This is a genomic window from Serratia sp. L9, from assembly GCF_050632285.1.
GTDB lineage: Bacteria > Pseudomonadota > Gammaproteobacteria > Enterobacterales > Enterobacteriaceae > Chania.
Genome location: NZ_CP192591.1, coordinates 1720890 through 1744924 on the forward strand (window position 1 = coordinate 1720890; position 24035 = coordinate 1744924).

General features: G+C 54.0%; 16 protein-coding genes and 4 pseudogenes. 10 read left to right on the forward strand and 10 right to left on the reverse strand.

Annotated features, from left to right (window positions below; translation table 11 throughout):
• Positions 1-128: 128 nt before the first annotated feature.
• The 9 genes and pseudogenes from prmA to ACQ86O_RS08200 form a co-directional block, all read right to left on the reverse strand.
• Positions 129-1010, reverse strand: a complete 882-nt coding sequence (gene prmA, locus ACQ86O_RS08160; protein WP_431224814.1) for a 50S ribosomal protein L11 methyltransferase — start codon at positions 1008-1010, stop codon at positions 129-131.
• A gap of 10 nt (positions 1011-1020) precedes the next feature.
• Positions 1021-2465, reverse strand: a pseudogene (gene panF, locus ACQ86O_RS08165) (sodium/pantothenate symporter).
• Entirely contained in the window at positions 2455-2697 is a 243-nt protein-coding gene (locus ACQ86O_RS08170) for a YhdT family protein (RefSeq protein ID WP_431224815.1), read from the reverse strand. The pseudogene panF and the gene ACQ86O_RS08170 overlap by 11 nt, the downstream one beginning before the upstream one ends.
• Positions 2698-2897: 200 nt before the next feature.
• Entirely contained in the window at positions 2898-4247 is a 1350-nt protein-coding gene (accC, locus tag ACQ86O_RS08175; RefSeq protein WP_431224816.1) for an acetyl-CoA carboxylase biotin carboxylase subunit, read from the reverse strand.
• An 11-nt stretch (positions 4248-4258) separates the two neighbouring features.
• Positions 4259-4720, reverse strand: coding sequence for an acetyl-CoA carboxylase biotin carboxyl carrier protein (accB, locus tag ACQ86O_RS08180; RefSeq protein WP_431224817.1), 462 nt, complete (start codon positions 4718-4720; stop codon positions 4259-4261).
• Between the two features lie 32 nt (positions 4721-4752).
• On the reverse strand, positions 4753-5205 hold the full coding sequence (gene aroQ / locus ACQ86O_RS08185; RefSeq protein ID WP_431224818.1) for a type II 3-dehydroquinate dehydratase: 453 nt from the start codon (positions 5203-5205) through the stop codon (positions 4753-4755).
• Between the two features lie 286 nt (positions 5206-5491).
• Positions 5492-6091, reverse strand: a complete 600-nt coding sequence (msrQ, locus tag ACQ86O_RS08190) for a protein-methionine-sulfoxide reductase heme-binding subunit MsrQ (RefSeq protein WP_431224819.1) — start codon at positions 6089-6091, stop codon at positions 5492-5494.
• Positions 6092-7093 carry a protein-methionine-sulfoxide reductase catalytic subunit MsrP gene (gene msrP / locus ACQ86O_RS08195; protein ID WP_431224820.1) on the reverse strand — a complete coding sequence of 334 codons (1002 nt, stop codon included), beginning with the start codon at positions 7091-7093 and terminating at the stop codon, positions 6092-6094.
• A gap of 162 nt (positions 7094-7255) precedes the next feature.
• Positions 7256-8232, reverse strand: a pseudogene (locus ACQ86O_RS08200) (MDR family oxidoreductase).
• Between the two features lie 355 nt (positions 8233-8587).
• Between ACQ86O_RS08200 and csrD the strand changes: the two are divergent.
• The 9 genes and pseudogenes from csrD to tldD all read left to right on the forward strand — a co-directional run bounded on the left by csrD (position 8588) and on the right by tldD (position 21970).
• Positions 8588-10518 (forward strand): annotated as a pseudogene (csrD, locus tag ACQ86O_RS08205) (RNase E specificity factor CsrD).
• A 321-nt stretch (positions 10519-10839) separates the two neighbouring features.
• Positions 10840-11883, forward strand: coding sequence for a rod shape-determining protein MreB (gene mreB / locus ACQ86O_RS08210; protein ID WP_021180765.1), 1044 nt, complete (start codon positions 10840-10842; stop codon positions 11881-11883).
• Positions 11884-11978: 95 nt separating this feature from the next.
• Complete coding sequence (mreC, locus tag ACQ86O_RS08215; protein WP_431224821.1) at positions 11979-12992, forward strand: rod shape-determining protein MreC; 1014 nt, start codon at positions 11979-11981, stop codon at positions 12990-12992.
• The gene (gene mreD, locus ACQ86O_RS08220; protein ID WP_431224822.1) at positions 12989-13477 is read left to right on the forward strand and encodes a rod shape-determining protein MreD; all 489 of its coding nucleotides are present in this window, start codon (positions 12989-12991) and stop codon (positions 13475-13477) included. Before mreC ends, mreD begins: the two co-directional genes overlap by 4 nt.
• Positions 13478-13605: 128 nt before the next feature.
• Positions 13606-14190 (forward strand): Maf family protein, encoded by a 585-nt coding sequence (locus ACQ86O_RS08225; protein ID WP_431224823.1) that lies wholly within the window; start codon positions 13606-13608, stop codon positions 14188-14190.
• A gap of 86 nt (positions 14191-14276) precedes the next feature.
• Positions 14277-15746, forward strand: coding sequence for a ribonuclease G (gene rng, locus ACQ86O_RS08230; protein WP_431224824.1), 1470 nt, complete (start codon positions 14277-14279; stop codon positions 15744-15746).
• Between the two features lie 102 nt (positions 15747-15848).
• Positions 15849-19660, forward strand: a pseudogene (gene yhdP, locus ACQ86O_RS08235) (AsmA2 domain-containing protein YhdP).
• Positions 19657-20517, forward strand: coding sequence for a deaminated glutathione amidase (gene nit1 / locus ACQ86O_RS08240; protein ID WP_431224825.1), 861 nt, complete (start codon positions 19657-19659; stop codon positions 20515-20517). The pseudogene yhdP and the gene nit1 overlap by 4 nt, the downstream one beginning before the upstream one ends.
• Before the next feature lie 7 nt (positions 20518-20524).
• Entirely contained in the window at positions 20525-21970 is a 1446-nt protein-coding gene (gene tldD / locus ACQ86O_RS08245; RefSeq protein WP_431224826.1) for a metalloprotease TldD, read from the forward strand.
• A gap of 104 nt (positions 21971-22074) precedes the next feature.
• Here tldD and ACQ86O_RS08250 read toward each other — a convergent pair whose 3' ends face one another.
• Positions 22075-22296: a hypothetical protein gene (locus ACQ86O_RS08250; RefSeq protein WP_431224827.1), complete on the reverse strand. Its 222-nt coding sequence runs from the start codon at positions 22294-22296 to the stop codon at positions 22075-22077.
• Positions 22297-22350: 54 nt separating this feature from the next.
• Here ACQ86O_RS08250 and ACQ86O_RS08255 point away from each other — a divergent pair, with 54 nt between their 5' ends.
• Complete coding sequence (locus ACQ86O_RS08255) at positions 22351-23898, forward strand: class I adenylate-forming enzyme family protein (RefSeq protein WP_431224828.1); 1548 nt, start codon at positions 22351-22353, stop codon at positions 23896-23898.
• Positions 23899-24035: the final 137 nt, after the last annotated feature.

Genomic DNA, 24035 nt, shown 5'->3' on the forward strand with positions numbered 1-24035 from the left:
CGCCATCGCTGGTGCAGAAGATTACGCCCAGCTTTTGTCAGGATAAACCGGGGTATTCCTACGAAAACAGGAAAACCATCGGAAGTGGTTAAATTTCCGATGGTTTTTTACCAGAGAAGAAAATGTAACTATTTACGTTGGCCGGTAATACGGCACCACTCTTCGCGCTCGGCAACCGGATCGAGATTGAATTTATCCTGATAGGCTTCGGCTACGCCAGCGGCCTGGGTTGCCAGCACGCCAGAGAGGCCAAGATAGCCGCCGGATTTTGGCAGATCGCTGATTAATGGCGCCAATTCGCGCAGCGGGCCTGCGAGGATGTTGGCCACCACCACATCAGCTGACAGGTTGGCCGGTTGGTCTTTTGGCAAATACAGCTCAAGGCGCTCAGAAACGCCGTTACGCTGTGCGTTATCGCGGCTGGCCTGAATGGCCTGGGGATCGATATCGATGCCAATGGCGCGGGCTGCACCGAGTTTTAACGCTGCAATTGCCAGGATGCCTGAACCACAACCGAAGTCGATGACGGTTTTGCCGACCAGATCGAGACCATCCAGCCACTGCAGACAAAGCGCCGTCGTTGGATGAGTCCCGGTGCCGAACGCCAAACCTGGATCCAGCATGACATTCACTGCATCTGGATCGGGCACATCGCGCCAGCTTGGGCAAATCCACAGGCGTTCGCCAAAGCGCATCGGGTGGAAGTTATCCATCCATTCGCGTTCCCAATCTTTGTCTTCCAACTGTTCGATTTTGTGGCGGAAACCGGCACCCAGCAACGGGTGCTGCTCCAGCATGGCCACCACTTCGGCCATCTCGGTTTCGGCGTCAAACAGGCCAATCACATCGGTATCGCCCCACAGCAGGGTCTCACCCGGCAAGGGTTCAAATACCGGATTATCGTGGGTATCCTGGAAGGTCACCGACACGGCTCCGCTTTCAACCAATGCATCGCTCAGGTCTTCTGCCTGGCTGCCCGTCGTGTTCAGTTTTAGTTGGATCCAAGGCATAACAATTCTCTTAAGAGGATAAGGACGACGCCAACCGGCGTTTGTCGCCGTAGACGTTACCGATATAAAACGCCATCAGGCTGAGTATCAGCGAAGGCACAATAGGGTGCAGCCCTGCCAGTTGCAGGCCGAAGCTGGCTAATAGCGTATAGCATAACGCACCGGTGACCATTGAGCTAAGGGCGCCCTGTGCGTTGGCTCGCTCCCAGTACAGGCCCAGTACCAATGGCCACAGGAACACCGCTTCCAGCCCGCCGAACGCCAGCAGGTTAAGCCAGATGATCATTTCCGGTGGCCGCCAGGCAGCCAGCAGCACCAGCAACCCGAGGATCAATGTCGTCAGGCTGGAGAAGCGTTTGATCATCTTCTCGTTCTGCATCTCCTGTGGGCGAACCCCCAAATACAGGTCTTTGATGATGGTGGCGGAAGATTGCAGCAACTGAGCATTAATGGTCGACATGATGGCCGCCATGGGGGCCGCCAGGAAGATCCCTGCGGCATACGGGGGCAGCACGGTGATCATCAGCGTTGGGATCACCTGATCGGGGATCTTCAGATCCGGGATCACCGCCCGGCCCAGGGCACCTGCCAGATGCATGCCAAACATCAGGATCGCCACCACAATAGTGCCGAGGATAATGCCCCGATGTACGGCTTTGCTGTCTTTATAGGAGATGCATCGCACGGCAGTGTGTGGCAGACCAATCACCCCGAAGCATACCAGGATCCAGAACGAAGCCATAAACGGCAGGCTGAGGATCTGATCGCCGCCTTGCGGTGTTACCAGCGCCGGATCGATGTGCTGCAGTTTATCTACCGCGCTGTGCAACCCCCGGCAGCATGGATGACTGCAACCAGCAGCAGTATCGTGCCCACCAGCATCACCAATCCCTGCATGGCATCATTCAGGACGCTGGCCCGGAAGCCGCCAAACGCGGTGTACAGCGCAATGCTGATACCAAAAATTAGCAGCCCGGTATCGTAAGGAACGCCTGCGGCGGTCTCCAGCAGGCGTGCCCCACCGATAAACTGCACCGTCATCGCCCCAAGGAAGGCGATCAGCAGGCTCAGGCTGGCCAGCCATACCAGCAGGCGGCTCTGATAACGGGCGAACAGCATGTCGTTAAGCGTAATCGCGTTGTAACGCCGTGCCAGAATGGCAAACTTTTTGCCCAATACGCCAAGCGAAAGCCACACGGCAGGCAGTTGGATCATCGCCAGCAGCACCCAACCCAGGCCGTATTTGTAGGCGGCACCTGGCCCGCCGATAAACGAACTGGCGCTGATATAGGTGGCGGTAAGCGTCATTGCCAGAACAAAACCGCCCATTGAGCGGTTGCCGAGGAAGTATTCACTCAGAAAATTACCGCTCTGGCGTCGGGTGTAGGCATAAACCGAGAGGCCAAATACCAGCAACAGATAGGCGACCAGCGGCAGAATGACTTCAATTTGCATCACTGTCCTCCAGCGGAATATCGCGGAAGACGCCGCGTACCATCAACCAACACAGGCCAATAAACAGCAGCGGTACCAGCAGACAGGCCATTTCAAACCAGTGCGGCAGGCCGGTGATGCCGGAAGCGCTGTCTGGCAGGTAGGCCGCCAGCGACCAGGCCAGCAGGTAAAATAGCGTCAGGCCCAATGCCCAGCGAGCTTCGCGGTGGGCTTGAACAAAGCGTTGTTCCATCCGTGCCTCCAGGGGGTTTACGGTTATGGATTACAAAGGAGGGGATTTTACGACAAGGGACGGTTTTGCCAAGCCGTTATGTGGTTAAAGCCGACAAAAAACCGGCCAATGGCAGTAACGAGCCGGCTTGACATATAAAAAAACACCGCAGAGAAGATCTCATACGGTGTTTTTTATTAACCCAAACCGTTAACCGGTGATCAGGTTTCCTGCAGACCCAGCTTCTTCTCCAGATAGTGGATATTGGTACCACCATGTTGGAAGTTTTCGTCGCTCATGATCTTTTGCTGAAGCTCAACGTTGGTTTTGATGCCATCGATGATCAGCTCAGCCAGGGCGTTCTTCATGCGGGCTATCGCCACATCACGGTTTTCACCGTAAGTGATCAGTTTGCCGATCATGGAATCGTAGTACGGCGGCACGGTATAACCGGCGTAGATATGAGATTCCCAACGCACGCCGAAACCACCAGGCGCATGGAAACGGGTAATCTTGCCCGGGCTTGGCAGGAAGGTATTCGGGTCTTCGGCGTTGATACGGCATTCTACCGCATGGCCTTGAACCTTCACTTCTTCCTGTTTGATCGACAGCGGTTGACCGGCAGCGATACGCAACTGCTCTTTGATCAGATCCACGCCGGTGATCATTTCGGTAACCGGGTGTTCTACCTGAATACGGGTGTTCATTTCGATGAAATAGAACTCGCCGTTTTCATACAGGAACTCAAAGGTACCTGCACCGCGGTAGCCGATTTCCACACAGGCTTTAGAACAACGTTCGCCGATATAGCGGCGCAGTTCCGGGGTGATACCTGGTGCAGGAGCTTCTTCGACCACTTTCTGGTGGCGGCGCTGCATGGAGCAGTCACGTTCAGCCAGATAGATCGCGTTGCCCTGGCCATCAGCCAACACCTGGATTTCGATGTGACGTGGGTTTTCCAGGTATTTTTCCATATATACCATGTCGTTGTTGAAAGCCGCTTTGGCTTCCGCTTTCGTCATGGTGATGGACTGTTCGAGATCTTTGTCGCCGCGCACAACGCGCATGCCACGACCGCCGCCGCCGCCCGAAGCCTTGATAATCACCGGGTAACCGATGCGCTTGGCGAAGGCACGGTTTTTATCCATGTCATCGGTCAGCGGGCCATCGGAGCCTGGTACACAAGGTACTCCAGCTTTTTTCATGGCGCTGATAGCAGAAACCTTGTCGCCCATCAGGCGAATGGTTTCGGCGCGTGGGCCGATGAAAATGAAGCCAGAGCGTTCAACTTGCTCGGCGAAATCGGCATTCTCAGACAGGAAGCCATAGCCCGGGTGGATCGCCACAGCGCCGGTAATTTCGGCGGCGGAGATGATTGCCGGGATGTTCAGATAACTTTTGACCGAAGGCGCAGGGCCGATACATACGGTCTCATCCGCCAGCAGAACGTGTTTCAGATCGCGGTCGGCGCTTGAGTGGACAGCAACGGTCTTGATGCCCAGTTCTTTACAAGCACGCAGAATACGGAGCGCGATCTCGCCACGGTTGGCGATAACAATTTTATCAAGCATGGTGCGCCTCGTTATTCGATGACGACCAACGGCTCGTCATATTCAACCGGTTGGCCGTTTTCTACCAGAATAGCTTTAACCACACCGGATTTGTCCGCTTCGATCTGGTTCATCATTTTCATTGCTTCAACGATGCACAGGGTGTCACCTGCGTTCACTTTCTGGCCCACTTCCACGAAGGATTTCGCGTCTGGGCTTGGCGTGCGGTAGAAAGTGCCTACCATTGGTGAACGAACGATATGGCCACTCACGGCCGCCGGTGCTGCAGGGGTTTCTGCGGCAGCAGGGGCAACAGCGGTAGCCAGAGCTGGTTGCTGCTGGGCCGGCATTGCGTACTGTTGCATCATTGGGTATGACTGCACCGGTGCGGCACGGCTGATGCGAACCGACTCTTCGCCTTCAGAGATTTCTAGTTCAGAAATACCTGATTCTTCAACCAGCTCGATCAGTTTCTTGATTTTACGAATATCCATGAGTGTGATTCCGTACTCTTTTTGTGAAGCTATTAGTGGATTTTTGACAGACGGCGAACCGCTGCCTGTAAAGCAAATGTGTAGCCATCCGCGCCGAGGCCGCAAATCACGCCTACCGCAATATCAGACAGGTAAGAGTGTTGGCGGAAAGGTTCACGGGCATGCACGTTGGACAGGTGGATCTCGATAAACGGGATCTGTACCGCCAGCAGAGCATCGCGCAGCGCCACGCTGGTATGCGAGAACGCGGCGGGATTAATCAGAATAAAATCTGTATTACCGCTTGCCTGATGAATGCGATCGATTAACGCATGTTCGGCATTGGACTGTAGATGGCTCAGGGTGACATCCAGCGCGAGCGCCTGGTTTTCCAATCCGTTAACAATCTCTGCCAACGTCGTGCTACCGTACTTTTCCGGCTCACGCGCCCCCAGTAGATTCAGGTTGGGGCCGTTCAGAAGCAAAATGTGAAACTTATCCGCCATTATGCTGGTATCTCCGGCAATAAAACCATCATCGTAGAAAATAACCCGATGTCACCGATTTGTCACCTGTTACACGATTATTTTGCACCAGCGACAGGAACAAGGTCGGGCATTATAACGATATCGTAGCAATTCGCAGCTAAATACTGGTCTTATCAGCGAAGATATTCAACCCCAAATCGGCAAACAGATCATGCTGCTATCGGATTATGAGGGATAGAACACAGAAAAGTTCCGTGCCGAAGAAGGGGATTTTTCCTGTCAATTTGACTGCTTTGTCCGCGGTTTACCGCCACCACGCCCGAAATTTTTTGTAACGTAGCGCTAACAATAGCAGGGCCAACGCGGCGTAGATGAACGGCTGAGGTGAAAAGGTTTTTACCGACCACAGGTAGTGGATCGGTGCCAGGATCGCCACCAGATAGACGAAGTTGTGTAACCTCTGCCATTTTGACCCCAGCTTGCGCTGTGCCCAGAGCGTTGAGGTGGCGGCCAGTGCCAGCAGTATCAGCCAGCTCAGGATGCCCAGTGTCAGATAAGGGCGGGTTAACAGTTCACTCCCCAGCAAGCCCAGGTTGTTCAGCCCCAACTCCAGCGTTGAATAGCTTACCAGATGCAGGCTTCCCCAGGCAAAACACCACAAACCCAGCAGGCGGCGGCAACGGATCAACAGAGGTTGCCGCGTGTAACGGGCCAGAGGGGTGACGAGCAGGGTAGCCAGCAGCAACTTTAGCGTCATCCTGCCGGTAAAATGCTGGATATCCTTGGCCGGATCGGCGCTGAACCACCCTTGGTCAACCGCCAGGATCAACCATAGAAAGGGGAGGAACGCCGCCAGATAGATGGCTACTTTTAACCAGACGATCTGCTTTGGGGTTAAGCGCACTCAGAAGTTCTCCCTTAAATCGAGGCCGCGATACAGTGAGGCAACCTGCTCGGCATAGCCGTTAAACAGCAACGTGGGCTGGCGCTGCACATCCAGAATGCCACCTGAACCAATGAAACGTTCGGTAGCCTGCGACCAGCGCGGGTGATCGACGTGAGGGTTCACATTGGCGTAAAAGCCATATTCGTTTGGGGCCGACTGGTTCCAGGTGGTGGGCGGTTGCTCACGGGTCAGGGTGATCTGCACAATGGACTTGATGCCTTTGAAACCGTATTTCCACGGCGTTATCAGGCGGAGCGGGGCCCCGTTTTGTGGCGGCAGCATCTTGCCATAGACGCCGACGGTCAACAGGGCCAGCGGGTTCATTGCTTCATCCAGACGCAAACCTTCCACATAGGGATACTGCAGCCCGCCGCCGATAAAGCGGTCTTTTTGGCCGGGCATTTGTTCTGGATCGTACAAGGTCTGAAACGCTACATAGCGAGCGTTGCTATTGGGCTCAGCCAGCTTGAGCAGTTTGCCCAGCTCAAAACCAATCCAGGGCACGACCATCGACCAGGCCTCAACACAGCGCATACGGTAAATTCGTTGTTCCAGGGGGAAGCGCTTGATGAGATCGTCAATATCCAGGGTTATGGGTTTGCCGACTTCACCGCCAATGCTCACCTTCCAGCCTGCTGTTTTAAGATCGCCTGCGTTGGCAGCAGGGTCGGCCTTATCCAGGCCAAACTCATAGAAATTATTGTAGCCAGAGACTTTTTCCTCAGGCGTCAGTGCCAGCTTGGCCTGCCAGGCTTCGGGTTGGCTGAATTCCAGCGCTTTACCCGGCGGTGCTTTAGGCCGATCGTGGCCTTTGAACCAGGACAATAAATCGGCCTGCGCACCCGTGGGCAAAGCTAGCGAAGCGGCGGTGATCCCCAACGCCTGCAGCACTTTACGCCGCTGATAAAACACACTCTCCGGCGTGACATCGGCTTCCGTCAATTTCCGCTGCTGTTTCATTTTTTCTCTCCAAAAGTGATGCTTTAAGCATGGCGTGAAAGCCAAGGTTATGCGAGGGAAAGAGTGTCAAGAATGTAAATGGAGTGTAGGCAAGGCGTTATGGCTGCTAATAAAAAGCGCGGCATGAGCCGCGCATTCAGGAGGTGAGAACCCATGCCTGCTTCAGCGGATTTTCACCAACGTACGGCCAGTGATTTGATTGTCCATCAGCGCGGCTGCCGCAGCGGGCACATCCTCAAGTGGGATTTCCTGCGTGGCTTGCTCGTAGAAGCTTTCTGGCAGGATCCCGGCCAGACGCTCCCAGGCCGTTTGGCGGCGATGAAGCGGAGTATGCACCGAATCCACGCCCTGCAAACGAACGTTACGCAGTATAAAAGGCATCACGGTTGTTGGGAGCTGATACCCCCCGCCAGGCCACAGGCGGCAACGATGCCGTTGTAATTCATCTGCGCCAGCACGCGTGCCAGCAGTTTGTCGCCAACGGTATCAATAGCTCCAGCCCACAGCTGTTTCTCTAACGGGCGCGGAGGGGAGATATAGTCGCTGCGTGGCAAGACGTGCTTGGCCCCCAGGGATTTCAGGTAATCGGTATTGCTATCCCGGCCACTGATGGCGGTCACGCTGTAACCCAGAGCGGTAAGCAGGGCAATAGCCGTACTGCCTACGCCACCGCTGGCTCCGGTGACCAGAATGTCGCCGTCCCCCGGTTTCACGCCGCCTTCTTCCAGCGCCATTACGCACAGCATGGCGGTAAAACCGGCGGTACCGAGGATCATCGCTTTACGCTCGCACAGCCCTTTTGGCAGCGGTACCAGCCATTCGCCAGAAACACGGGCCTGCTCGGCCAGGCCACCCCAGTGATTTTCCCCCACGCCCCAGCCGGTAAGCACTACGCTCTGGCCTTCTTTAAAGCGGGGATCCAAGCTGCTGCGGACCAGGCCTGCAAAGTCGATCCCTGGCACCATGGGGAAGTTACGTACGATCTTTCCTTTGCCGGTGATCGCCAAGGCATCCTTATAGTTCAGGCTTGACCAGTTGACGTCAACCGTTACGTCGCCTTCCGGCAATTGAAGGCTGTCGATCTCTTGGACCTGCGCCAAGGTCTGATCGCCACGTAGTTCTAATAACAATGCACGCATGTGATTCTTCCCCTTGTTTTCATATTATCTATCCACGTCGCCTTTCAAGCGGTAGGTGACAACGCGGTAACTTGAAATTCATAGGATAAATGAATATTTAAGTCAGTTTTATTTGACTATATGCATAATAAAATAGGATGTCCTGATAAAGGACAAAAAATTGCTGCTTAATGGTTTTCTTCATTGTCTATGCTTGATAGGTTGTTAAAAATAACCTGATAATTGGCGAGGAAAAGGAAATTCCTCCATAATTTTTTAAAATCAGGGTATTGCGTTGTACTTATTCGAGCAGGAACGGGGCCTTTATTTATCAAAGGGTGACTCTTTACTTAATTATCGCGCACAAGGCACAGGGATGAGATTCACAACCAAACTCTCTGCATTAATCACCCTGCTCGTCGCATTGGCCATGTTTTTAATGCTGATGGGGTGTTCATTCAGTTTCTTTTTTGTCACTCAAGAGCGCATGGAACGCCGCTTCGACGCACTGGCAACCTCATTGGATCAGGCGATGCTACTTGAATCCCTGGAAGAGCAGGAGGTGTGGATCCCGCTGGTGATGCGGCCATTGAGCATTGTTGCCATTAGCGTGGACACCGAAACCAGTAATCTCTTTTCTTATCGTCTGCCGTCGATGTCGGTTCCCTGGGAATCGCTTAACGGCTACCGCCAGGCCTCGCTGGGCTTGATGCACCACCCCGGCACCCGTTTGAATGTGACGTATCTTGATCCCGTCGTCAGTGATGTGCGCTCATTGCAATCCACCGGAGCCGTGACCGTATCGATCATTATCATGCTGGTAATTTTGCTGCTCAGCTTGCGCTGGCTGCGGGAGCAGGCCGTTGGGGAAGACCGCCTTGAACATCGGGCCCGGCGCATTCTCAGCGGCGAGCGTGAAGCGGTGCTTAAAGGCGATGTGCGCGAATGGCCTGCCAGCGTCAGCAGTGCGCTGGATCGCCTGTTGGCCGATCTGGCTGAGGCCCGTGAGGAGCGCAGCCGGGTCGATACCCTGATCCGTGCCTTTGCTGCGCAAGATGCAAAAACTGGCCTCAACAACAGATTGTTCTTCGATAATCAGCTCACCACGCAGTTGGAAGAAGAGGGGTCACACGGCATTGTAATGATGGTGCGCCTGCCGGATTTCGACACCTTGCGTGAGGTTCATGGCAATGCGGCGGTACAGGAGCTGATGTACTCGCTGGTCAACCTGCTGTCCACCTTTGTCATGCGTTACCCAGCCGCCTTGCTGGCCCGCTATTTTCACAGCGACTTTACCGTGTTGCTGCCCCATCGCACGCTGAAAGAGGCGGATGGCATTGCGGCGCAGCTGGTTAACGCCATCGACTCCCTGCCTTCGACCGCGCTTATCGAGCGTGAAGCCTTCCTGCACATTGGTATTGTTGCCTATCGAAGCGGGCAGACCACGGAACAGATCATTGATTATGCCGAACAGGCGACTCGCCATGCCGTGTTGCAGGGGGAAAACGGTTGGTATGTTTATGACAGCGAAGTACCAGAAAAAGGGCGTGGCAGCGTTAAGTGGCGCACGTTGCTTGAACTGGTACTGGCACGCGGCGGGCCGCGCTTGTATCAGAAACCGGCGGTCACGGTTGAAGGGGAAGTGCATCACCGCGAAATAATGAGCCGGATTTATGACGGTGAGCAAGAATTGCTGCCTGCCGAATATATGCCGTTGATCAAGCAGCTGGGTCTGGCAGAAAACTACGATCGCCAGCAGATGAACCGGATTATTCCGTTATTGGCCCTTTGGCCCGAAGAGACACTGGCATTTCCGATGTGTGTTGATTCATTATTACAGCGCAGTTTTCAACGCTGGCTGCGCGATACCCTGTTACAGTGTGAAAAAAGTCATCGCAGGCGAATTCTGATTGAACTTGCTGAGGCAGATGTGTGTCAACATATCGACCGTTTGCGCCCGGCGTTGCGGTTACTTACCGGATTGGGGTGCCGCCTGGCGGTTTCTCAGGCGGGACTGACCGTCGTCAGTACCTCCTATATCAAGTCGTTACCGGTGGAGATTGTCAAGCTTCACCCCGGCCTGGTGCGGAGTATTGACCGGCGCGATGAAAACCAACTGTTCGTTCAGAGCCTGACGAGCGCTTGCGAAGGGACAAATGTGAAGGTTTTTGCCGCGAGCGTGCGTACGCGCAACGAATGGCAGACGCTGAAAGAACGCGGGATCCTCGGTGGGCAGGGTGAGTTTTTGCTTCGCCGGAGCCTATTGACGTGGGTCGCAAAAAATATTCGCGTCGTTATCGTGTTTAACCTGATGACCGGGCAAAAATTAACGTAGAATGGTCCGTCTTTTCCTGTGGGCGTCAGTAGGTGCTTACCACCACTGGCAATCAGGAGAAATGTTAGATTTTATGAGCTGTGTTACGCCGCGTGGTACGTTGATTTGGTGGAAAACTGAGCCTTTGTTGAGGGATATCAGGCCCCATTCGCTTTCCGTACAATCGGTAAGAAACAACGCAGACTATTTTTCACCGAAGTAGAACGTTTTTGCGCCTTGTCGCTGCTTCGTGTGGTTGGTAAAGTAGGCGGATTTTATTTTCCGCCCCCAGCTTGCAGGATTATCCTTTCGTTATGTTTAAGAAATTTCGTGGCATGTTTTCTAATGACTTGTCCATCGACTTGGGTACAGCCAATACCCTGATTTATGTTAAAGGACAAGGCATTGTACTGAATGAACCGTCAGTGGTTGCCATTCGCCAAGATCGTGCAGGCTCACCCAAGAGCGTTGCTGCCGTAGGTCATGACGCCAAACAGATGCTGGGGCGTACGCCTGGCAATATCGCGGCTATCCGTCCGATGAAAGACGGCGTTATCGCCGACTTTTTCGTGACCGAAAAAATGCTGCAGCATTTCATCAAACAGGTTCATAGCAACAGTTTCATGCGCCCAAGCCCGCGCGTCCTGGTTTGTGTACCTGTTGGTGCCACTCAGGTTGAACGCCGTGCCATCCGTGAGTCCGCTCAGGGTGCAGGCGCTCGTGAAGTGTTCCTGATCGAAGAACCTATGGCTGCGGCTATCGGTGCCGGTTTGCCGGTATCAGAAGCGACCGGTTCCATGGTGGTTGATATCGGTGGTGGTACGACAGAAGTCGCGGTTATCTCGCTCAACGGCGTGGTGTACTCCTCTTCCGTGCGCATCGGTGGTGATCGTTTCGACGAAGCCATTATTAATTATGTGCGTCGTAACTACGGTTCACTGATTGGTGAAGCCACTGCAGAACGTATCAAGCACGGTATCGGCTCCGCTTACCCGGATGATGAAGTGCGTGAAATCGAAGTTCGTGGCCGTAACCTGGCTGAAGGTGTGCCACGCGGCTTCACCATGAACTCCAATGAAATTCTCGAAGCCCTGCAAGAGCCACTGACCGGTATCGTCAGCGCGGTGATGGTTGCGCTGGAACAGTGCCCACCAGAATTGGCCTCCGACATCTCCGAACGCGGTATGGTACTGACCGGTGGTGGCGCCTTGCTGCGCAACCTGGATCGCTTGCTGATGGAAGAGACCGGTATCCCGGTCGTGGTTGCAGAAGATCCCCTCACCTGCGTGGCTCGTGGCGGTGGTAAGGCGTTGGAAATGATCGACATGCATGGCGGCGATTTGTTCAGCGAAGAATAGTCAGCAGCCCCAGAACGGTGGGATCGTAGCGGATGGCGGCAACGGTATGGCATCTGGTGCGACCCCTTTCTGTTGTCGAGGAACGCGCATAATTTATGAAGCCGATTTTTAGCAGGGGGCCTTCCCTGCAACTACGACTTTTCCTGGCAGTGATCGTGGCTATCGTCCTGATCGTTGCTGACAGCCGGCTCGGTACGTTCGTAAAAATACGAAACTACATGGATACCGCCGTCAGTCCCTTTTATTTTTTGGCCAATGGGCCGCGTAAAGTTTTGGACAGCGTTTCGGAAACGCTGGCTACCCGCCAACAGTTAAAGCTGGAAAACCGTGCTCTGCGGCAGGAATTGCTGCTGAAGAACAGCGATATTCTTCTTCTTGGCCAATTCAAACAGGAAAATGCCCGTTTGCGTGAGCTGTTAGGCTCGCCCTTGCGCCAGGACGAACACAAAATGGTCACTCAGGTGATCTCGACCGGCTCTGACCCTTATAGCGATCAGGTGGTGATCGATAAAGGTTCAGATAACGGTGTCTACGAAGGCCAGCCGGTTATCAGTGATAAAGGCGTGGTCGGGCAGGTGGTGGCGGTCGCGAAAATGACCAGCCGCGTCCTGCTGATTTGTGATGCTTCCCATGCGTTGCCGATCCAGGTGCTGCGTAATGATATCCGCGTGATTGCTGCTGGCAGTGGTTGTGCGGACGATCTGCAATTGGAGCATCTGCCGGGCAATACAGATATCCGCGTAGGTGATGTGCTGGTGACTTCTGGCCTGGGTGGCCGCTTCCCTGAAGGTTATCCGGTCGCGGTAGTTTCTTCGGTGAAGGTGGATAACCAGCGCGCTTACACCGTGATCCAGGCGCGTCCAACCGCCGGCTTGCAACGCCTGCGTTACCTGTTACTGCTGTGGGGGGCCGATCGCAACGGCGAAATGCCGCTGCCACCGGATGAAGTTCACCGCGTTGCCAATGAACGTCTGATGCAGATGATGCCTCAGGTGTTGCCACCGGCGGATGCCATGGGCCCACCGGCACCGCTGCCGGAGCCTGCGACCGGTACAACATTGCCTCAGGCTGCCACCGGCACGCCTGCGGGCGTTGGAGCCACCAGATGAACCGCTATCGCAGCCATGGGCGCTGGATAATCTGGCTGTCATTCTTGGTAGCACTGGTGCTGCAAATCATGCCGTGGCCGGAGCAAATCTACATGTTCCGGCCCTCCTGGCTGTTGCTGATCCTGACGTATTGGGTGATGGCGCTGCCGCATCGGGTCAACGTCGGTACCGGGTTTATCCTCGGGCTGATCATGGATCTTATCCTCGGTTCAACGTTGGGTGTGCGAGCCCTGGCAATGGGCCTTATCGCCTATCTGGTCGCGTTCAAATTCCAACTATTCCGCAATATGGCCCTATGGCAGCAAGCGCTGATCGTCGTGTTGCTATCATTAGCTATGGATGTTGTGGTCTTCTGGGCTGAGTTTTTGGTGATCAACGTGTCTTTCCGCCCCGAGGTGTTCTGGAGCAGTGTGGTAAACGGCGTGCTTTGGCCGTGGTTATTCCTGCTGATGCGTAAAATCCGCCGCCAGTTTGCCGTTCAATAATAAGGATGATACCCCATGAATTTCGAGTGGCAGCGAGGTGACAAGGCCGTTCATCCCCTGGAGCTTGCTTCAGTAAGTGACTGGCGTGCACGAGTGCAGGTGCGCCTTGAAAGGCGAGGGGGATACCAGTGAATTCGCTTTATCTTGCTTCCGGTTCTCCCCGTCGCCATGAATTATTGACCCTGCTCGGCGTCCCGTTTGAAATCATTCTGACGCATACTGAAGAGCAGCGTCAGGAAGGTGAAACGGCGGAAAACTACGTTCGCCGTCTGGCGCAAGATAAGGCCCAGGCTGGCGTATCGCTGGTGCCGCAGGACTGGCCGGTTTTGGGTGCAGACACCATTGTGGTACTGAACGGCCAGGTGCTGGAAAAACCACGCGATGAACAACATGCGGCAAAAATGCTGGCGGCGTTGTCCGGTAAACAGCATCAGGTCATGACTGCAGTCGCGATTGCCGATCGGCAAGACGTTTTATGCCAACTGGTAGTGACTGACGTGACTTTCCGCACGCTATCGCAACAAGATATCCGCGACTATATTGCAACTGGTGAGCCAATGGATAAGGCGGGTGCCTATGGGATTCAGGGAAAGGGTGGTTGTTTCGTCAGAACGATAACCGGAAGTTATCATGCGGTGATGGGTTTGCCACTGGTCGAAACACATGAGCTGCTCAGTAATTTTGTCGCATTAAGAGAGGTAAGAACCGGTTGATAGCACCATTAGCTTTTATGTTGTCGTTTCACTATCGCAGCGTGAAAGCTAAGGGGCAGGCGTTACACCGGCTCTGAGGAGAAAGAATGACAGCTGAGCTATTGGTTAATATTACACCGTCTGAAACTCGGGTTGCCTATATCGACGGGGGCATCCTGCAAGAGATCCATATCGAGCGCGAAGCCAAACGCGGCATCGTCGGCAATATCTACAAAGGGCGCGTCAGCCGTGTGTTACCTGGCATGCAGGCGGCCTTTGTCGATATCGGCCTGGATAAAGCGGCCTTCCTGCACGCTTCCGATATCATGCCGCACACCGAATGTGTCGCCGGCGATGAGCAAAAAAACTTCCATGTGCGCGATATTGCCGAACTGGTACGCCAGGGGCAGGATCTCATGGTGCAGGTGGTGAAAGATCCCCTGGGTACCAAGGGCGCACGCCTCACAACGGACATCACGCTGCCTTCGCGTTATCTGGTATTTATGCCAGGCGCTGCGCATGTGGGCGTTTCCCAACGCATCGAAAGCGAAGCCGAGCGTGATCGCCTCAAGCGTGCCGTGGCGGGCTATTGCGACGATCTGGGTGGCTTTATTATCCGCACGGCGGCGGAAGGGATCGGCGAAGAAGAACTGGCGCAGGATGCCGCTTTCCTCAAGCGCTTATGGACCAAGGTCATGGAGCGCAAAAAGCGCAACCAGACCAAGTATAAGCTGTATGGCGAGCTGGCTCTGGCGCACCGTATTTTGCGTGATTTTGCCGGGGCTGCGCTGGATCGTATCCGTGTCGATTCGCGCCTGACGCATGACCAACTGGTAGAATTCACCGGGGAGTACATCCCGGATATCACCAGCAAGCTGGAGTTGTATACCGGCAGCCAGCCGATTTTCGATCTCTACGACGTCGAAAACGAAATCCAGCGTGCGCTGGAGCGCAAGGTTGAACTGAAATCCGGTGGCTATCTGATCATCGATCAAACCGAAGCCATGACCACCGTGGATATCAACACCGGGGCGTTTGTCGGCCACCGTAACCTTGATGAAACCATCTTCAATACCAACATCGAAGCGACACAGGCCATTGCCCGCCAACTGCGGCTACGTAACCTGGGTGGTATTATCATCATTGATTTTATTGATATGAACAATGATGAACACCGCCGCCGGGTATTGCACTCGCTGGAACAGGCGTTGAGTAAAGATCGCGTAAAAACCACGATCAACGGCTTCTCTCAGCTAGGATTAGTGGAAATGACGCGTAAACGTACGCGTGAAAGCATTGAACATGTGTTATGTAACGATTGTCCTACCTGCCAGGGCCGTGGAACGGTGAAAACGGTAGAAACCGTCTGCTATGAGATCATGCGCGAGATTGTCCGCGTTCATCACGCCTATGATTCCGATCGTTTCCTGGTTTATGCCTCTGCCGCCGTAGGGGAAGCGTTGAAGGGAGAAGAGTCGCACGCGCTGGCAGAGGTGGAAATCTTCGTGGGTAAACAGGTCAAGGTGCAGATTGAACCTTTGTATAGCCAGGAGCTGTTCGACGTCGTGATGATGTAGTCCGCTGTTGCAGGCCTTCAATATATCGTAGGGGTTCAGCAAGCTGAGCCCGCTAGTGCAGAGAATTTCCCGTTGCCAGGCAACGGAAGCAAGGAGAAATGCGTGAGGCGACTGCCCGGGATCCTGATAGCAACAGGCGCCATTTTGATTGTTGTTGTGGCGTTGCTGATCAGCGGATTGCGTCTGGCGCTGCCTGAGCTGAACCGCTACCGTCCGCAACTGCTGGAAAAAGTGCAGGCGTTGGCTGGTATGCCAGTTGAGGCCAGCTTTATCCAGGGTAGCTGGGAAACCTTTGGGCCAACGCTGGAAGTGCGCAATATCCGCCTGACTCTGCCGCAGAGCCAGATGCAAATCGAACGCGTAACGCTGGCGCTGGACGTGTGGCAATCTCTGCTGCATTGGCGCTGGCAATTCCGCGATCTTACCTTCTATCAACTGCAGTTCGATCTCAATACCACGCTCGGCGGCGAGGGCAATAATGGCAATACCCTTACGCCCAACAAAGTCAGCGATCTGTTTCTTTATCAATTGGATCACTTTGATCTGCGCAATAGCCGCGTCTCTTTCCTGACGCCGTCCGGATCGCGTGCTGAATTCCATATCCCGCAATTGACCTGGCTAAACAGCTACAATCGCCATCGTGCCGAGGGCCAGATCAGCCTGTCGACGTTGAATGGTCAGCACGGTGCGATGCAGCTGCGTCTGGATCTGCGTGATGAGCACGGGCTGCTCAATACCGGCACCATTTATATGCAGGCCGATAATATCGATATGAAGCCCTGGTTCAGCCGTTGGCTGGAGACCAACACCGGCCTGGAAAGTGCCGACTTCAGTCTGGCAACCTGGTTGAATATCAAAAACGGTGCGATTTATAGCGGCAATACCTTGCTAAAACAAGGCACTGCCAACTGGTCGGTGGGTAGCGAACAGCACCGTTTGGATGTGGATAACCTGGCGCTGGCGCTGAGCCGCCAAGGTAACGGCTGGCAGGTGAGTGTGCCGGAGCTGAATTTGAAAACGGATGGGCAAGCCTGGCCGCCTGGAACCTTTACCGCTTTATGGCTACCGGAAAACACCGAGTTTATTGGGCCGGATCAGGGCGAAGAATTGCGCATCCGCACCACTGGCATTCAGTTGGAGCGGCTTGAAGCGTTGCTGCCCACCTTCTCGTTCCTCAGCCCGAACGTGCTTGAGCGTTGGGAGGATTTGCAACCGCGCGGCCAGCTTCAGGCCTTGGCATTGGATATTCCGTTGCAGCAGCCGGAGAAAACCCGTTTTCAGGCGCTGTGGCAGGGGCTGAGCTGGCAACACTGGAAACTGCTTCCGGGCGTGGATCACTTTTCTGGCGCGTTGACGGGGGGCGTGGAAAATGGCCGCCTGACGGTGGGGCTGAACAACAGCACGCTGCCTTATGGCGATATGTTCCGCGCTCCGCTGGAAATCAGCCATGGGCAGGGAGCCTTGAGCTGGCAATACAATGACAAGGGCTGGCAACTGGCGAGCCAGAATTTGGATGTGAAAGCCAAATCTCTGTGGATTAATGGCGATTTCCATTACCAGCAACCGGCCAAAGGTGAACCCCGGTTGGATATCCTGGCCGGTATTCGCCTGTATGACGGGGCCGATGCCTGGCGTTACTTCCCTGAACCGCTGATGGGCAAACACCTGGTGGATTACCTCAGCGCGGCGATCCAAGGGGGCAGGTAGACACTGCCTCACTGATCTTTGCGGGTAACCCGCAACATTTCCCCTTCGAGAAAAATGAGGGGCAATTCCAGGTTTATGTTCCGCTGCGCCACGCAACGTTCCAATTTGATCCTCAATGGCCTGCGCTGAACGACTTGGCGATCGATCTTGATTTTGCCAACAACGGCTTGTGGATGAATGCACCTCAGACCCGTTTGGGTAATGTCGCAGGCAGGAACGTCAGCGCGGTGATCCCGGATTACCGGAAACAGCGGCTGTTTGTCGATGCCGAGGTGGCGGGGCGTGGGCAGGATGTACATGACTATTTCATGCAAACGCCTTTGGATGATTCCGTCGGCGCGGCGCTGGAGGAACTGCAGGTAGGTGGTGATGTCAGTGGGCGCTTACATCTGGATATCCCGTTGAACGGCGAGCCAGTCAACGCCACAGGCGAAGTGACGCTGAACAACAACTCCCTGATGATTAAGCCGCTGGCAAGCCAGTTAGAAAACGTGAGTGGTAAATTCCGCTTCAATAATGGCAATCTGGAAAGCGATACCCTGACGGCAAACTGGTTTGGGCAGCCGCTGGCGATCAACTTCGATACCCTGGAAGGTAAGCAGGATTATAAGGTCAACGTGGGGTTGAAAGGCGATTGGCAACCCGCCAAGATTGAAGGTTTGCCGCCGGAGATCGCCAAAGCGCTCAAGGGCAGTGCCAGCTTACAGGGCCAGGTAGCGATCAATCTGCCACATAAAGGTGACCCCAGCTACGAAATTGGCGTGAATGCCGATCTGAAAAAAGTGAGCAGTCACTTACCTTCACCGCTGACTAAACCCGCAGGGGAAGCATTACCGGTCAGTGTTAAGGTAAAGGGTGGGCTGCATGGGTTTATGCTTAATGGTAGCGCTGGCAAGCAAAACCACTTCAACAGTGAATGGCTGCTGGGCAATGAGCAGGTGAACCTGGCCCGTGCTGTCTGGAAAATCAACAGTACCGGTACCCCGGAATTACCTAAAGATAAAGCGCTGGTTCTCAACCTGCCGGCGTTGGATGGCGAACAATGGTTAGGGCTGTTAGCTCCGGCGATGAAGCAAAGCAGCGGTGCTGGCAAAGTGGGTAACTTCAGCTTCCCCACTACCGTTGCCCTCAACACCCCGCAGTTAACCGTGGGTGGGCAGGCGTGGCACAACCTGCAACTTGCAGTGCAACAACAGTTGGCGGGGATGACCGTCACGGCCAAGGGCAAAGAGATTGATGGCAGCCTGTCGATGCCTGATAACGGCCCGTGGCGGGCAGATCTCAGCTATCTTTATTACAACCCGCAGTTCTCGGCAGACAAAAACAGTCCTGGGGCCAGCAACCCGTTAGCCAAGGTCGACCATGTTTCGTTCCAGGACTGGCCTTCAATGGTATTGCGCTGTAAATCCTGCTGGATGATGGGGCAGAACCTGGGCACGGTGGAAGCTGATATCAAGCACGCGGGGGATTCCCTGGTGCTGGAGCATGGCCTGGTAGACACCGGCTATGGCCGCATGAGCGCTACCGGCCTGTGGAAACAGAACGGCCAGGAAGAGCGCAGCGCATTGAAAGGTAAGTTGCTGGGCAGCAAAATTGATCAGACTGCCAGCTTCTTTGGCGTGGCTATCCCGCTAAAAGATGCCCCTTACAACATTGATTTTGATCTGCACTGGCGTGGGCAACCTTGGAGGCCACAACCCGCGATGCTAAATGGCACCATGAAGATCGACCTGGGTAGAGGTGAGATTGATAATGTTGGTGGTGGCCGGGCCGGGCAGTTGTTGCGTCTGGTCAGTTTTGACGCGCTGCTGCGCAAACTGCAGTTCGATTTCAGAGATACTTTTGGCAACGGTTTTTACTTTGATTCCATACGCGGCACCATCTGGACGAAAGATGGCATAATGCATACGGATAACTTACTGATCGATGGACTGGCCGCCGATATTGCCATGAGTGGTCAGGTCGATCTGGTGCGTCGAGAGATTGATATGCAAGCCGTGATTGCACCAGAGATTTCAGCTACGGTAGGTGTTGCCACCGCTTTCGTGATCAACCCGATTGTGGGTGCCGCAGTGTTTGCCGCTTCTAAAGCGTTGGCACCGCTGTGGAACAGGATCTCACTGATCCGTTACAACATCACCGGTAGTCTGGATCACCCAAGTATTAATGAGGTGTTGCGTAAGCCAAAGGAGGAGAAGGCGCCATGAAAAATGCTAACGTTGCGTTGTTACAACTGTGTAGCGGTGAGCAGGTGCGGGACAACCTGGCCCAGATTGAGCAGCAGATCAAGCAGCTCAACGCCGGAGTTAAACTGGTGATGACGCCAGAAAACGCATTGCTGTTCTCTAATGCCCCTGCCTATCGAGAGCATGCGGAACAGGAGGGCAATGGGCCGCTGCAACAGGCGGTGCGTGAGATGGCCCGTCGTTACGGGGTGTGGCTGCTGGTTGGTTCCATGCCGCTGATCAGCCGCGAAGATCCCCAGCGCATTACCACCAGTAGCCTGTTGTTTGACGATCAGGGCGAAATCCGTGGCCGTTACGACAAAATGCATATGTTTGACGTGGATATCAATGATATACACGCACATTACCGGGAATCTGATACCTATCAACATGGTCAGCAATTGACGGTGGTCGACACGCCGGTCGGGCGTTTGGGCATGACCATTTGCTACGATTTGCGCTTCCCTGGTTTGTATCAGGCACTGCGTGCGCAAGGCGCTGAGCTGATTTCTGTGCCAGCGGCATTTACCCGTGTGACCGGTGAGGCGCACTGGGAAATTCTGCTGCGCGCACGCGCTATCGAGAACCAGTGTGTGATCCTGGCTCCCGCGCAGGTTGGCCGACACGGCGCCACCCGCAGAACCTGGGGGCATTCCATGGTGGTAGACAGTTGGGGCAACGTGTTGGCAGAAAACCCCGATGCGGTTTCAGCACTGAAAGTGCGTGTGGATACCGGTAAGCTGAAAACGGTGCGGATCCAGATGCCAGTGATGCAGCACAATCGATTCCAGCCGACGCTGATTGCTCCGGTTGAAACTTCCTATTCCAATAAAAAGTGAAAAAATTATGAGCCTGACGTTTGTCAGTGAGCAGTTACTCGCTGTGAATAAGCTGAGTCATCAAGACCTTTTCTCCGTACTGGGTCAACTGGCCGAACGCCGCCTCGATTATGCCGATCTCTATTTTCAGTCCAGCTATCACGAGGCCTGGGTGATTGAGGACGGCATTATCAAAGATGGCTCCTACAATATCGATCAGGGTGTCGGCGTGCGCGCGGTTAGCGGTGAAAAGACCGGTTTTGCCTATGCCGACCAGATAACCCTGAATGCCCTGCATCAAAGTGCCCAAGCAGCGCGCAGCATTGTACGTGATGCGGGTAATGGCAAAGTGCATACCCTGGGTGAAATCAGCCATCAGGCGCTGTATCCATTGCTCGATCCACTGCAGAGCCTGCCGCGTGAAGAGAAAATTGCGTTGCTGCACCGGGTGGATCAAGTGGCGCGTGCTGCGGATAGCCGCGTGCAGGAAGTGACCGCCAGCATCACCGGCGTGTATGAGCAGGTACTGGTTGCCGCAACTGACGGCACCCTGGCGGCGGATGTTCGCCCGCTGGTGCGTTTTTCTGTCAGTGTCCTGGTAGAGGAAGATGGCAAGCGTGAGCGTGGTGCCAGCGGTGGCGGTGGCCGTTTCGGCTACGATTACTTCCTGGAAAGCGTAGACGGCGAAGTGCGTGCCGATGCCTATGCGAAAGAAGCGGTGCGTATGGCGCTGGTCAACCTTTCTGCCATTGCGGCACCGGCTGGAACCATGCCGGTAGTGCTGGGTGCGGGCTGGCCGGGCGTACTGTTGCACGAAGCGGTTGGCCACGGGCTGGAAGGTGACTTCAACCGCCGTGGTACTTCGGTATTCAGTGGCCAGATGGGTAAATTGGTGGCTTCCGAGCTTTGTACCGTGGTGGATGACGGCACCATGCAGGGGCGCCGTGGTTCGCTGTCTATCGATGACGAAGGGGTGCCGGGCCAGTACAACGTTCTGATTGAAAACGGTATTCTGAAAGGCTACATGCAGGACAAACTCAATGCGCGCCTGATGGGCGTTGCGCCTACCGGTAATGGCCGCCGTGAGTCTTATGCTCACCTGCCGATGCCGCGCATGACCAACACCTATCTGCTGGCGGGTAAATCCAAGCCGGAAGATATCATTGCCAGTGTGGAATATGGCCTGTATGCACCGAACTTTGGCGGTGGCCAGGTGGATATTACCTCCGGCAAGTTTGTGTTCTCTACTTCCGAAGCTTATCTGATAGAAAATGGCCGTATTACCAAACCGGTAAAAGGCGCCACGCTGATTGGTTCCGGTATTGAGGCGATGCAACAGGTTTCGATGGTGGGTAACGATCTGGCGTTGGATAAAGGCGTGGGCGTTTGCGGTAAAGAAGGGCAAAGCCTGCCGGTTGGCGTTGGCCAGCCGACCTTGAAGCTGGATTCATTGACCGTTGGCGGCACGGCGTAAGAAACGCGGCATAGTATTTGCCGGCAAAGTCATAAAATCCCCAATAATTAAGCAGCATACTGAAACGCCTCTCTTCCTTTGGAGGAGGGGCTTTGGTTGGCAACTCAATGTTGTAAATTTGCAAAGCTCCCCCAATCTTTTATGCATCTGCATAAAAACAAATCCGCCAATACATCTTGTTCACTACAATTTTTATCAATTCTGATAACATTTGCTAACCAAACCGTCATAACTTCGATTTTTTTGCCGCCATTGGGTTGGCGTTTTACACAAAGCGCCAGACGCTTTCGCCATAGAAAGATGTGAAATTTTGCGCATTTTTGCATCGTTACCTGTCCCTATACTCACCAATATCAGTAAATGTCGGTGTAGGGGCAACTATGCAGCAGCCAAAAATCACGCATCTCTATCAGAGCTTACAGCAGAGCGTTAACCGCCGGGGTGAGCATACCGCCATTTTCTTTGAGGGGCATAAATACAGTTATAACCAGTTAAATCAAAATGTTAATTTATGTGCCACCTGCCTGAAAGAGAGCTTTAACCTCGGCAAAGGTGATGTGATTGTTCTGGCTTTGGGCAATCGGCCAGAGTTTTGCTCACTGTTTTATGCCGCGATGGCGTTGGGGATTATCGTGGTGCCCTTAAGCACCAAGTTAAAATCGGCAGACAGCCATACCATTCTGACCAGTGTTAACGCCAAAGCCGTGTTCTACGATCCCACCAGCCAACCGTGGATGGCAACGCTGGAGGTTGGCAAGCCTAGCCATTTGGTGTCGCTGGCCGACTGGCAACTGATGCTCAGTAATGCAGATGACCAAAAGGTGATCCAACCGGTGCAGGTCGCTACGGTGGCTGCAGATGATATCGCTGCGATTATTTATACCTCCGGCACCACGGGCTCCTCTAAAGGGGCGGCACTGACCCACGGTAACTTTATTGCGGCTCTCACCGCTTACCAACATACCCTGCAGCTAACCGAGCAGGACAGTGCCATTTTGCCGATCCCTATCTGCCATATAACCGGGCTATCGGCCCTGCTTTGTCTGTTTATTCATATTGGCGGTACGCTTTATTTACAGCCAAGATTCAATGCAGAAGAGATTTTAAAAACCGTCAGTCACCATAAAATCACCTTCCTGCATGGTTCGCCAACGGTGTTTATCCTGCTGCTCCAGGCAGCGGAAAAACATCCGCAGGTGGGGGATTATGCCAGTTTACGGATGATCGCCTGCGGTGCCGGGCATTTAAATGTGGGGATTATCGAAAGGCTGGCGCAGCTGTTCCCGGCGACCGAAATCCGGCCGATTTATGGGCTGACCGAAACCTCTTCGCCGGCCAGCATCTTCCCGGTAGATGTGCGCAGCAGTGACAAAATGGGGAGCTCGGGTTTGCCCATCCCAGAGCTGAGTTGCCAAATCCGGGATGATAACCAACAGGTACTTGCCGTTGGAGAGATTGGCCACCTGTGGTTGAAAGGGCCGGTGGTGGTGAGCCAGTATTGGCAGAACCCGGCGGCCAATCAGCAGTTCTTTCATGATGGCTGGTTCTATACCGGGGATATCGCCTGCCTCGATCAGGATAATTATCTGTATATCAAAGATCGCAGTAAGGACATGATCAACCGTGGTGGCGAAAAAATATACTGCATAGAAATAGAGAATCTGATCTCGAATTACCCCGGCGTAAAGGAAATCGCCATCGTACCAAGCCACAGTGAAATTTATGGTGAAGAAGCGGTGGCCTTTATTGTGGCGCACCGTAATAAGCCCTTGGTGAGTGACAATATATTACATTGGTTATCCAACAAGATTGCCAAATTTAAAGTGCCGTCAAAAATCGTTTTTACAACGGAGTTACCCAAAAATGCCAATGGTAAAACCGACAAGGTGGCATTGAGACAAAAATTGACACAGCTAACGTCACAATAAGCGGTGCCGAATAACACGCCAATATCAGGAAACGTGAAGTGTAAACATTAAAAATAATAGAGGGTGTTTATACCTCTAATAATAAGGCAAAGAACTCTACCCTATTTAATTCCTCATCGCGAGGAGGAGTATCTATC

Coding starts and splice junctions, on each gene's coding strand:
- mreC (WP_431224821.1), top strand. CDS start 11,979: ATGAAGCCGATTTTTAGCAGGGGGCCTTCCCTGCAACTACGACTTTTC.
- ACQ86O_RS08170 (WP_431224815.1), bottom strand. CDS start 2,697: ATGGAACAACGCTTTGTTCAAGCCCACCGCGAAGCTCGCTGGGCATTG.
- tldD (WP_431224826.1), top strand. CDS start 20,525: ATGAGCCTGACGTTTGTCAGTGAGCAGTTACTCGCTGTGAATAAGCTG.
- rng (WP_431224824.1), top strand. CDS start 14,277: ATGACAGCTGAGCTATTGGTTAATATTACACCGTCTGAAACTCGGGTT.
- prmA (WP_431224814.1), bottom strand. CDS start 1,010: ATGCCTTGGATCCAACTAAAACTGAACACGACGGGCAGCCAGGCAGAA.
- ACQ86O_RS08250 (WP_431224827.1), bottom strand. CDS start 22,296: ATGCAAAAATGCGCAAAATTTCACATCTTTCTATGGCGAAAGCGTCTG.
- nit1 (WP_431224825.1), top strand. CDS start 19,657: ATGAAAAATGCTAACGTTGCGTTGTTACAACTGTGTAGCGGTGAGCAG.
- mreD (WP_431224822.1), top strand. CDS start 12,989: ATGAACCGCTATCGCAGCCATGGGCGCTGGATAATCTGGCTGTCATTC.
- accC (WP_431224816.1), bottom strand. CDS start 4,247: ATGCTTGATAAAATTGTTATCGCCAACCGTGGCGAGATCGCGCTCCGT.
- accB (WP_431224817.1), bottom strand. CDS start 4,720: ATGGATATTCGTAAAATCAAGAAACTGATCGAGCTGGTTGAAGAATCA.
- msrP (WP_431224820.1), bottom strand. CDS start 7,093: ATGAAACAGCAGCGGAAATTGACGGAAGCCGATGTCACGCCGGAGAGT.
- aroQ (WP_431224818.1), bottom strand. CDS start 5,205: ATGGCGGATAAGTTTCACATTTTGCTTCTGAACGGCCCCAACCTGAAT.
- ACQ86O_RS08255 (WP_431224828.1), top strand. CDS start 22,351: ATGCAGCAGCCAAAAATCACGCATCTCTATCAGAGCTTACAGCAGAGC.
- mreB (WP_021180765.1), top strand. CDS start 10,840: ATGTTTAAGAAATTTCGTGGCATGTTTTCTAATGACTTGTCCATCGAC.